This is a genomic window from Glycomyces dulcitolivorans (assembly GCF_003265355.1).
GTDB classification, from domain to species: Bacteria; Actinomycetota; Actinomycetes; order Mycobacteriales; family Micromonosporaceae; genus Glycomyces; species Glycomyces dulcitolivorans.
Genome location: NZ_QFRW01000063.1, coordinates 4,706 through 11,935, shown reverse-complemented (window position 1 = coordinate 11,935; position 7,230 = coordinate 4,706). Strand labels below are relative to the sequence as shown.

The window sequence follows — 7,230 nt, the reverse complement described above, 5'->3', positions numbered from 1 at the left end:
GCGGCCGCTGAGCCTCGCGTCGCTGGCGGCGCGGCTGCGGGAGGCCGTGGTCGACTCCGGTCACGCCGAGCGGGACGCGGCCGCCGCGGGCCTGCGGCGCCTGGCCGAGACCGGGGTACCGGGCGCGGACCCGGCGAAGTGGTGGGGGCTCGCGCAGATCTCGGACGAGCGGGCGCTCGCCTTGGCGGGCGAGACGATCCGGATCTCGCCGTCCCAGGTGGAGACCACGCAGCAGTGCGGGCTGCGATGGGTCCTCGAATCGCACGGCGCCGACGACGGCGACCTGCTGCCGCGGCACCTGGGGACGCTCCTGCACGCGGCGGCCGAGGCGGTCACCGTCGATCCGGGCGCGGACCCGAAGGCGGTCATGGAGCAGGTGGTCGGCGAGCACTTCGACCGGCTGCCGTTCGAGGCGCCGTGGCACGCCGAGCAACAGCGGCGGCGCGTCTCGGGCGCGGTCGAGCGGTTCGCGGCCTGGCTGAGCACCAACCGCCGGGAGCTCATCGGGGCCGAGCGGTCGTTCCGGGTGAAGCTGGAGATCGGGCCGCCGGGCGTCGAGGTCGTCATGTCCGGGCAGATCGACCGGCTGGAGCGCGACGGCGACGGGCGGCTGTACGTGGTTGACCTGAAGACCGGGAAGACCCCGCCGACCTACGACGAGGCGAAGACCCACGCGCAGCTGGGCGTGTACCAGCTCGCGGTCGCCGAGGGGGCGTTCGCGGAGGGCGCCGAGCCGGGCGGCGCGGAGCTGGTCTACCCGAACGCCAAGGGCGACAAGGCGGCCTCGCGCCCGCAGGGCCCCTTGAGCGAGGCCGAGAACCCGGACTGGGCGCGGGACCTCGTGGCCGACACGGCGAACCGCATGGCCGGGAACGTGTTCGAGGCGCGCAACACCAGCAAGTGCGAGACGTGCTCGGTCAAGCACTGCTGCCCGATCGCGGACGAGGGACGGCAGGTCACGGATGAATGAGGCACCGCTGAGGAACCGCAGCTTCGGGGCCGTCGGGCTCGCCAACCGGCTCGGGCAGCCCTCCCCCACCGAGGAGCAGCGCGCGGTGATCGAGGCCGGGCGGGACCCGCTGCTGGTCATCGCGGGCGCGGGCTCGGGGAAGACCACGACGATGGCCGACCGGGTGGTGTGGCTCATCGCGAACCGGGTGGTGCGGCCCGAGCACATCCTCGGCTTGACGTTCACGCGCAAGGCCGCCGCCGAGCTCGCCGCGCGCGTGCGGGACAAGCTGCGGCGCCTCACCGAGTCGCTGCCCGAACTCTCGGAGCTGCACGGCGAGCCGACGGTGTCCACGTACAACGCGTACGCGGGGAGCCTGGTCGGCGAGCACGGCCTGCGCATCGGGATCGAGCCGGGCACGCGCGTGGTCACCGACACGGGCCGGTGGCAGCTCGCGCGGGACCTGGTGTGCGCGTGGGACGGCGAGATGAGCGAGTTCGACGTCAGCGTCGACCGCGTCACCGAGCTGGTGCTCCAGCTCGCCGAGCAGCTCGCCGAGCACCTGCGGGACGGCGCCGACCTGCGGCGCTTCGACCGCGACCTGTACGAGCTGCTCGAAGAGCGCTCCTCGGCGCGCCTCAACGACGAGTTCCGGAGCCTCATGTCGCTGCGGCGCAAGCGGGACCAGCTGCTGCCGCTGGTCGAGTCATGGGACCGGCGCAAGCGCGAGCTCGGCGTCATGGACTTCGCCGACCAGCTGTCGCTGGCCGCGCAGCTCGTCGCGGGCGCACCCGAGATCATCCGCACCGAGCGCGACCGGTGGAAGGTCGTGCTCCTCGACGAGTACCAGGACACGTCGTTCTCGCAGGTCTCGCTGCTGCGCGACCTGTTCGGCGGCGGCCACCCCGTGACGGCCGTGGGCGACCCGAACCAGTCGATCTACTCGTGGCGCGGCGCCTCGGCGGGGACGCTCCAGCGGTTCCCCGAGGACTTCCCGTCCGCGAGCGGCGCGCACGCGCACGTCGCGTACCTGACGAAGTCGTGGCGCAACCGCGAAGCGGTCCTGGAGACGGCGAACGCGGTGTCCGAGCCGCTGCGCGCCGGCGCCGTCCCGCCCCTGACGGTGGGCGCGAAGTTCGACGACGAGCACGGCCGCGGCGCGGTCGAGGCGGCCATGCACCTCACCGCCGCCGACGAGGCCGAGTGGATCGCCGCGCGCCTCGCCGCGGTGTGGCGGCCCGGCGAGGACGAGACCGCCGCGGTCCTCATCCGCAAGCGCCGCCAGATCCCGGCCCTCCACCGGGCCCTCACCAACGCGGGCCTCCCGGTGCAGGTCGTCGGCTCGCTCGGGCTGCTGTACTACCCGGAGGTCGCCGAGACCGTCGCGATGCTGCGGTCCGCGGCCGACCCCACGAACGGGCCCGCGCTCATGCGCCTGCTCGCGGGGAACCGGTGGCGGATCGGCCCGAGGGACATCGCCGCATTGTGGGCCCGCGCCCGCGAACTCGCCCCCGACTCGCGGGGATTCGAGCCCGACGCCGGGGTGGAGGCCGAGGCGTCGCTCGCGGACGCGCTCGCCGACCCCGGTGCGGCCGAACGGTACTCGACCCTCGGGTACCTGCGGTTCGCGCAGCTCCACGAGGAGCTGAGCTGGATCAGGAGCCGGCTCGGGCAGAGCCTGCCCGACGTGGTCGGCGACGTGATCGCGCATTCGGGGCTCGACGTGGAGGTCATGCTCCACCACGGCGACCTGTCCAACCTGGACGAGTTCACCGACATCGCGGCGTCCTACGAGAACGACACGCTCGGCGCGAGCGTCCCCGGGTTCCTGTCGTACCTGGAGTCGGCGGCCAAGCGCGAGCGGGGCCTGGTCGTGGAGGGCGCCAACCCGGCCGGCGGGGTGGTGCAGCTGATGACCGTGCACGCCGCGAAGGGCCTGGAGTGGGACGTCGTCTCGGTGCCGGGCCTGTGCGAGGGCATCCTGCCGACCTCGGTGAAGCGCGACTCGACGTGGGTGTCGGACGCGGCGCGCCTGCCCTACGGGCTGCGGGGCGACGCCGCGAACCTCCCGGTCCTGTACCTCGACGAGGCCCACAGCCCGGCCGAGGTGAAGAAGGCCGTGCAGGACTTCAAGACCGACGACCGCGCGGCCCGCCTCGACGAGGAGCGCCGCCTCGCGTACGTCGCCCTCACGCGCGCCCGCCGCGCGCTCCTGGCGAGCGGCTACTGGTGGGACGCCGAGGCCCGCTCGGCCCGCAAGCCCGCGCCGTTCCTCCAGGAGGCCCGCAGCGCCGGCGCCGCCGTCCCGGTGTGGACCGACCCGGGGCCGTCGAACCCGCTCGAAGACCAGGCCCGGACCGCCGAATGGCCGGCCAAGGCGCCCTTGGGATCCCGGCAGGCCGCGTTCGCCGAAGCCGCCGAGCTCGTCCTGTCCTCGCCCGGGCCCGACCGCGAGGGGCCGCTGGCGCGCCAGTGGCGCGAGGAGGCCGAACTGCTGCTGGCCGAACGCGACGAGCGCGAATCCGGGGTCGTGCGCCTGCCGCGCCCCGCGCGCCTGTCGACCTCGCAGCTGATGGCGATGCGCGCCGACGAGGAGGGCTTCGCGGCCGAGCGCCGCCGCCCCATGCCGCAGCCGCCGCGCCCGGCCACCCAGCGCGGCACCGAGTTCCACTCCTGGGTCGAGGAGTTCTTCGGCGGCGGCACCCTCTTCGACCCCGCCGACCTGCCCGGCGCCGCCGACGAGGCGGTCGACCAGGCCGACCTCGAACGCCTCAAGGCCGCCTTCCGCGGCTCCGCCTGGGCGCAGCGCCGCATCGCCGCCCAGGAGGTCCCGTTCGTCGTCGAATTCGAGGGCACCGTGGTGCGCGGCCGCATCGATGCGGTGTTCTTCAGAGAGCCCAGCCACCGGGACGGCGGCGGCTACGACATCGTCGACTGGAAGACCGGCCGCCCGCCCCAAGGCGAGGCCGCCGCCCACGCCGCCCTCCAACTCAAGGTCTACCGACGCGCCTGGGCCCGCCTCAAGGACATCGACGAAGCCGAGGTCCGCACCGCCTTCCACTACATCGCCTCGGACCACACCTGGTGGCCCGACCTGAATTAGCGGCGCTCAGCCGTCGATCAAGTCCGCGAGGCGCTCGGCGAGCTTGGCGACCTCCGCGAACCCGCCGGAGGCCACTTCGATGATGAGGTCGTAGGCGCGGTCCTCGATCTGGTCGGCGGGCTTCAGCCGCACACCGTTCAGTTCGAGGAACGTCGCCGCCGCCAGGAACCCGAGGCGCTTGTTCCCGTCCACGAGCGGGTGGTTCGAGACGACCGAATGCAGGAGCGCGGCCGCTTTCTCGAGCAGCGACTCGTACGCCTCGGTGCCGAACACGACCGTTCCCGGCCGCGCGGCCGCGGACTCGAGCAGCCCGAGATCGCGGACGGCGACCTGCGGTCCGGCCGCGATCCTCGCGAGTTCGACCAGTTCCTCGGCCGAAAGGTAGCGGGGCACTACTCGCCGAGCCGGGTCATGAGCTTGGCGTGGCGTGCGGCGATGCCCTCCGCGACCGAGCGGACGTGGTCGCGGGCCTGCCGCTCCATCCACTCGGCGATGGCGGTCTCGGCGGCGCCGTTCATCGAGAGTCCCGCCTCGGCGGCGGCCTCGCGGAACCGGGTCTCGACCTCGTCGGACAAACGCAGTGTCATCGCCATGACAAACCTCCAGTCTGGTGTCATCGATGATACCAGCGATGCCACCATTCTCGCCTTCGCGTTTCACCGCCGACAAGCGTGGGGCCCGGCGAACGATGCTCGCCGGGCCCCACTCGGTTGACTGCTACTGCTTCTCGACTACTGCTTCACCACCGCGGCCTTGACCGATTCGCCTTCTCCCGCATCGCCGGTGGTGGCGGTGTCGGGGAGGGGGGCGAAGGTCAGGGCGAGGGCGAGGGTCTCGGCCTTGACGAAGTCGAGGTGGGCCTCGACGGCGGTGCGGACGGCGGCCGTGGCGTCGACGGTGACCGCGACGCGGTCGGTGACGTCGAGGTCGGCGTCCTTGCGGGCCTGCTGGATGACGCGGACCAGGTCGCGGGCGAGGCCCTCGGCGGCCAGTTCGGGCGTGACCTCCGTGTCGAGGACGAGCACGCCGCCCTCGTTCGGGAGGGCCTCGGTGTGCTCGGCGTCGACCGCGACCATCGTCAGCTCGAACTCGCCGTCCTCCAGGGCGACGCCGCCCGCGGTGACGGTGCCGTTCTCGGCGGTCCAGTCGCCGGCCTTGACGGCCTTGATGACCCGCTGCACGTCCTTGCCGAGGCGGGGCCCGAGCACGCGCGGGACCAGCTTCAGGTCGGACTTCGAGTAGGCCGCCACGTTCGAGTCGAACTCGACGGCCTTGACGTTCAGCTCGTCCTTGAGCAGGTCCGCGAACGGCGCGAGGCGCTCGGCGTGCGGGGTCGCCACCGTGACCTTCGCCAGCGGCAGGCGCACCCGGAGCTTGCGGGCCTTGCGCATGAACAATCCCACCGACGCGATGTCGCGCACCGCGTCCATGGCCTCGACCAGCGCGTGGTCGGCGGGCAGGTCGGAGGCGTCGGGCCAGTCGGCGAGGTGCACCGAGCGGCGGCCGGTCAGGCCCTTCCAGATGTCCTCGGCGACCATCGGCAGCAGCGGCGCGGCCAGCTCGGTCGCGGTCTTCAAAGCCGTCGCGAGCGTCGCGAACCCGGCCTCGTCGCCCTCCCAGAACCGGTCGCGCGAGCGGCGCACGTACCAGTTCGTGAGGCTTTCGAGGTAGGACCGGAACGCGGCCGTGGCGGCCACGAGGTCGTAGCCGTCCATCGCCTCGGTCATCGTCTCGACCAGCTCGCGGGTCTTCGCCAGCAGGTACCGGTCGAGCCGGTGCTCCGACGCCAGCGCGGTCGCGCGGGCCTGCTCGGGGCTCGCCTCGTACCCGGAGGCGCCGGCGTAGAGCGTGTAGAAGTACCACGTGTTCCACAGCGGCAGCACGATCTGGCGGACGGCGTCGCGGAAGCCGGTCTCGGTGACGGGCATGTCGCCGCCGCGCAGGACCGGGGACGAGACGAGGGACCAGCGGACCGCGTCGGAGCCGAACTGCTCGAAGGACTCCCGCACGTCCGGGTAGTTCATGAGCATCTTGGACATCTTCAGGCCGTCGCCGCCCAGGAGGGTGCCGTGGACGACGGCGGTGCGGAACGCGGGCCGGTCGAACAGGGCCGTCGACAGGACGTGCAGCAGGTAGAACCAGCCGCGCGTCTGCGCCGTGTACTCGACGATGAAGTCGCCGGGGAAGTGGTGCTCGAACCAGTCGGCGTTCTCGAACGGGTAGTGGACCTGCGCGAACGGCATGGACCCGGACTCGAACCAGCAGTCGAGGACCTCGGGGACGCGGCGCATGACCGACTTGCCCGTGGGGTCGTCGGGGTTGGGCCGGGTGAGCTCGTCGATGTAGGGCCGGTGCAGGTCGGTGACGTGCACGCCGAAGTCGCGTTCGAGTTCGGCGAGGGAGCCGTAGACGTCGACGCGCGGGTACTCGGGGTCGTCGGAGACCCACACGGGGATGGGCGAGCCCCAGAAGCGGTTGCGGCTGATGTTCCAGTCGCGGGCGTTGGCGAGCCAGCGGCCGAACTGGCCGTCCTTGATGTGGCCCGGGGTCCAGTCGATCTCCTGGTTGAGTTCGAGCATGCGGTCGCGGAACTTGGTGACCGAGACGAACCACGCGGAGAGGGCGCGCTGGATCAGCGGGGAGCCGCAGCGCCAGCAGTGCGGGTAGTTGTGGTTGTACGTGTCGTGGCGCAGGAGGCGCTGGGTGGCCTTGAGGTCGTTGATGATGAGCTTGTTCGCGTCGAAGACGTGCACGCCCGCGTAGGGGGGCACCTCGTCGGTGAACTTGCCGGAGTCGTCGACGGGGACGACGGGTTCGATGCCGGCGGCGTCGGTGACGACCTTGTCCTCTTCACCGAAGGCGGGGGCGATGTGGACGACGCCGGTGCCGTCCTCGGTGGTGACGTAGTCGGCGGCCAGCACCTGGTGGGCGTTCTCGCGTCCGGCGAAGAAGTCGAACGGCGGGTTGTAGCGCAGGCCGACGAGGTCGACGCCCTTGTAGCGGGCGAGGACCTCGGGGCCCTCGCCGAGTTCGCGGGCGTAGGCGGCGAGGCGGGCCTCGGCGAGGAGGTAGCGGCCGTCCTCGGTGGCGACGACGGCGTAGTCGACGTCGGGGTGGACGGCGGCGGCGAGGTTGGACGGCAGCGTCCAGGGCGTGGTGGTCCACACCAGGAGCTTGA

General features: G+C 72.4%; 5 protein-coding genes. 2 read left to right on the top strand and 3 right to left on the bottom strand.

The features are described 5' to 3' along the window. A partial coding sequence (locus tag DI269_RS04725; RefSeq protein WP_198667149.1) for a RecB family exonuclease occupies nt 1–970 on the top strand: 970 nt, incomplete at its 5' end. Next, nucleotides 963–4,052: a UvrD-helicase domain-containing protein gene (locus tag DI269_RS04720; RefSeq protein WP_112133968.1), complete on the top strand. Its 3,090-nt coding sequence runs from the start codon at nt 963–965 to the stop codon at nt 4,050–4,052. The genes DI269_RS04725 and DI269_RS04720, both read left to right, overlap by 8 nt. A 6-nt stretch (nt 4,053–4,058) precedes the next feature. Here the strand turns inward: DI269_RS04720 and DI269_RS04715 are convergent, their stop codons facing one another. The 3 genes from DI269_RS04715 to DI269_RS04705 all read right to left on the bottom strand — a co-directional run. Then, nucleotides 4,059–4,445: a type II toxin-antitoxin system death-on-curing family toxin gene (locus tag DI269_RS04715; protein ID WP_112133967.1), complete on the bottom strand. Its 387-nt coding sequence runs from the start codon at nt 4,443–4,445 to the stop codon at nt 4,059–4,061. Further along, nucleotides 4,445–4,639: a CopG family transcriptional regulator gene (locus DI269_RS04710; RefSeq protein ID WP_157974766.1), complete on the bottom strand. Its 195-nt coding sequence runs from the start codon at nt 4,637–4,639 to the stop codon at nt 4,445–4,447. The genes DI269_RS04715 and DI269_RS04710 overlap by 1 nt, the downstream gene beginning before the upstream one ends. A gap of 144 nt (nt 4,640–4,783) precedes the next feature. After that, a partial coding sequence (locus DI269_RS04705; protein WP_232822617.1) for an isoleucine--tRNA ligase occupies nt 4,784–7,230 on the bottom strand: 2,447 nt, incomplete at its 5' end.